4 protein-coding genes and 2 pseudogenes are annotated in these 2,875 nt (G+C 66.6%); 2 read left to right on the forward strand and 4 right to left on the reverse strand.

Going from position 1 to position 2,875, the window contains the following annotated elements; all coding sequences use genetic code 11:
- Positions 1-195 (reverse strand): hypothetical protein (locus IE277_RS46455; RefSeq protein WP_189960157.1); only part of this gene is annotated, 195 nt, incomplete at its 3' end.
- A 211-nt stretch (positions 196-406) separates the two neighbouring features.
- On the opposite strand from IE277_RS46455, the pseudogene IE277_RS46460 reads away from it, so the two are divergent.
- Positions 407-517 (forward strand): annotated as a pseudogene (locus tag IE277_RS46460) (IS481 family transposase); the annotation flags it as partial.
- Here the strand turns inward: IE277_RS46460 and IE277_RS50075 are convergent.
- Together IE277_RS50075 and IE277_RS46470 are read right to left on the reverse strand one after the other, a co-directional pair.
- Positions 505-654, reverse strand: coding sequence for a hypothetical protein (locus tag IE277_RS50075; protein ID WP_189960159.1), 150 nt, complete (start codon positions 652-654; stop codon positions 505-507). The pseudogene IE277_RS46460 and the gene IE277_RS50075 overlap by 13 nt on opposite strands.
- 65 nt (positions 655-719) lie before the next feature.
- Positions 720-1,658 (reverse strand): RNA polymerase sigma-70 factor, encoded by a 939-nt coding sequence (locus IE277_RS46470; RefSeq protein WP_189960160.1) that lies wholly within the window; start codon positions 1,656-1,658, stop codon positions 720-722.
- Positions 1,659-1,823: 165 nt separating this feature from the next.
- Here IE277_RS46470 and IE277_RS46475 point away from each other — a divergent pair, with 165 nt between their 5' ends.
- Positions 1,824-2,309 carry a carboxymuconolactone decarboxylase family protein gene (locus IE277_RS46475; RefSeq protein ID WP_189960162.1) on the forward strand — a complete coding sequence of 162 codons (486 nt, stop codon included), beginning with the start codon at positions 1,824-1,826 and terminating at the stop codon, positions 2,307-2,309.
- 436 nt (positions 2,310-2,745) lie between these two features.
- Here the strand turns inward: IE277_RS46475 and IE277_RS46480 are convergent.
- Positions 2,746-2,875 (reverse strand): annotated as a pseudogene (locus IE277_RS46480) (IS5/IS1182 family transposase); the annotation flags it as partial.

Consider the following 2,875-nt stretch of genomic DNA (forward strand, 5'->3'; position numbering starts at 1 on the left):
GACCTGCCCGGCGTACGTCCACTTGCCGTAGTAGAAGCCGTAGCCGTACAGGTTCCCCGGAGCGCCGACGTCGTTCCACGGCGCGTTGCATTCCGCCATGGGGCGGGCAGCAGCGTTGGCGGCCGGCGCCGACATTCCGATGCCGCAGAGTGCTATCGCCGTCGCCGCGACGGCAAGGCTCTTTCGTATCCGCATAAGTCCCCCTTGTTGTGTGGCAAGCATGTGGCCGAAGCGAGAGTAGGAGGCGACTGTCGCAGTCGTTAGCCCGGAATTGGCCATCCGCTTGGGCGCCGAGGTTCTGTCTCCCCGGTCACGACCAAAGAGACAGAACCCAGCCGTATTGATCACAAACATTGTTGACACTGGCCGGTCTTGATCGTGGCGAAGGCCTCCGTGTAACGCCCGGCTGACCCTTCACGGCAGGCGACTGCTGATCGACCAAGTCCGCACAGGACGTCCAGTCGCGCAGGTCGCCGCGGAGATGGGCATCTCCCAGCCCACTGGTCACAAGCGGTGGAACCGGCTGGCGCCCTCGGCGAAGGGGAGGACATCCTTGATCCAGTGGCCGCGGGACCAGACTGCGATCTCGGCGGCGTCGGCCGGGCGGGCGGGGCGGACAGGTCGGTGATGGCGTAGACGGTCTCGGTCTGCCATGTCCTCAACGTGCCTCCCCCCTCAGCTCTGCAGGGGCACCGGTCCGATCTCCCGAGGGGTACGGTTCAGCGACATAGCATGGTCTCGCGCTGCAGACGCGACAACTTCTGGGGGTTTCGCAAGGAGTAGAGACCGGTCACGAGACCGTCGTCGATGCGCACGGCCAGCACGGTGTCGATCTGGCCGTTGAGCCGAAGGATCAGCGCGGGGTAGCCGTTGACCTGGGCCGATTCCAGCGACCTCGAGGCGAGATTGGCCAGCCCGGCAGCCAGCGCGGCAGCGACCGCATCGTCCCCGATGACGGGTGCGAGCGCGGCTTGCGCGATACCACCGCCGTCACCGAGGAACACGACATCGGGTGCGAGGATGTCGAGCAGGTGTTGCAGGTCGCCGGTGTCGACCGCTCGCCGGAACGCTTCGAGGGCGCCTCGGGTGTCAGCCGCGGACACGGCCCCCCGCGGCCGGCGTGCCGCGACGTGGGCCCGAGCCCGGTAGGCGAGCTGGCGGACCGCGGCCGGGGTTTTGTCGACTGCCTCGGCGATCTCCTCGTAGTCCAGTGCGAAGACCTCGCGCAGTACGAACACCGCCCGCTCGATCGGCGCGAGTGTCTCGAGCACCAGCAGCATCGCCATCGAGACGTGTTCGGCCAGTTCGACGTCGGTCGCCACGTCGGGGGCGGTGAGCAGTGGTTCGGGCAGCCAGGTGCCGACGTAGGTCTCCTTGCGGCGGCCGAGCGTGCGCAGGCGGTCGAGTGCTTGGCGTGTGGTGATCCTGACCAGATAGGCGCGCTGATCCCGCACGGTATGGAGATCGACGTTGGTCCAGCGCAACCAGGTCTCCTGCAGGACGTCCTCGGCGTCGGCGGCGGAACCGAGCATCTCGTAGGCAACCGTGAACAGCAGATTGCGGTGGGCGACATACGCTTCGGTGGCCGGGTCCGGGCTACCGACCCGGTTCCCGCCGGCGCCGCGATCGTGAGGTGTGGTCTTCGCCGATCCGGTCATGTGGCTCCTGCCTTCTCTCGACGGTGTCACCCACCCGACGCCGGATCCCGCCGTTTCGTAACACCGAACCGGGGTGGGCCACCTCACATCGGAACAGCGTTATACCGAGTCGGGAGCCGCCGTCTTGTGATCGTTCAATTCACCACCGCGAGTGAGGATCACATGATGGAACCTCGTTTCGGCCTGAACACCAACGCCGTCGGTGAGAAGATCGGCAAGCGGTTCGCCCACACCAGTGTGGCGATCATGCAGTCGGGTCTGCCGAAGACACTGATAGAGCTCGTGGAGCTGCGTGCCAGCCAGATCAACGGCTGCGGATACTGCGTCGACGCGCACACCAAGGAGCTGGCGGCCGCCGGTGAACCCGCGGTCCGGATCAACCTGGTCGCCGCTTGGCACGAGTCCACCGTGTTCACCGAGGCCGAGCAGGCCGCGCTGGCGTTGGCCGAGGAAGGCACCCGCCTGGCCGATGCCCATCACGGTGTGTCCGACGAGACCTGGGCCCTGGTGCGCAAACACTATGACGACGACCAGATCGCCGCGCTGGTCTACCTGGTCGCCATGATCAATGCCGCCAACCGGCTGCTGGTGATCACCAAGACCAGGGGCGGCTCCTACCAGGCCGGCACCTTCGACACCGTGGCGGATTGAACCGCAGGCCCATCCCTAATGGGCAGCGAAGCGAGTCACCGCCAGGCCCACCCGGGTCCGTCGAGGCCTCGAAAGAGACTGTGGGCCTCGCTTCACCTCGGGAGCAGGCTGATAGCCCTGGCTTCACCCAGCGTCTTGAGCGCTAGCAATAGAGCGGGAGCCGGCCCGCTCCCGAGGGTGGTTCCGGACAGGTATCAAGGTCTCTCCGCCACCCGGGCCTTCACCCCTGTAGTGAGACGGATCTGGTCCCTGGCCGGTATCGCCCAGGCTGCCGTACGCAGCCGAACGGAAGCTCCTCTCCGGACGACAGAAATGTCCTGTCGTGGCCTCGATGCGGCCAGTTCTAGCCGCCGGTCACCCGCTGCTGACCGGGGCGGATTCGATGTCCGTGGCCTGAGCCATCTGCACGGATCCCCTCTCATCTCATCGCGGGCCCACCAGCCCTTGAAAGTTCGTCGAGGACCAGGCGATGAAGCTTCGCCCACACCCGGGCCCTCGACCACTCAGCGAAACGCCGGTGAGCCGTGGCCCCTGAAGGGCCGAACGAGGCGGACGGCAGCTGCTGC

It is taken from the genome of Streptomyces alanosinicus, assembly GCF_014650595.1.
Lineage (GTDB): Bacteria > Actinomycetota > Actinomycetes > Streptomycetales > Streptomycetaceae > Streptomyces > Streptomyces alanosinicus.

What these genes read in the sequence shown, in the direction of transcription:
- IE277_RS50075 (WP_189960159.1), bottom strand. Translation starts at nt 654, where the DNA reads ATGGCAGACCGAGACCGTCTACGCCATCACCGACCTGTCCGCCCCGCC.
- IE277_RS46470 (WP_189960160.1), bottom strand. Translation starts at nt 1,658, where the DNA reads ATGACCGGATCGGCGAAGACCACACCTCACGATCGCGGCGCCGGCGGG.
- IE277_RS46475 (WP_189960162.1), top strand. Translation starts at nt 1,824, where the DNA reads ATGGAACCTCGTTTCGGCCTGAACACCAACGCCGTCGGTGAGAAGATC.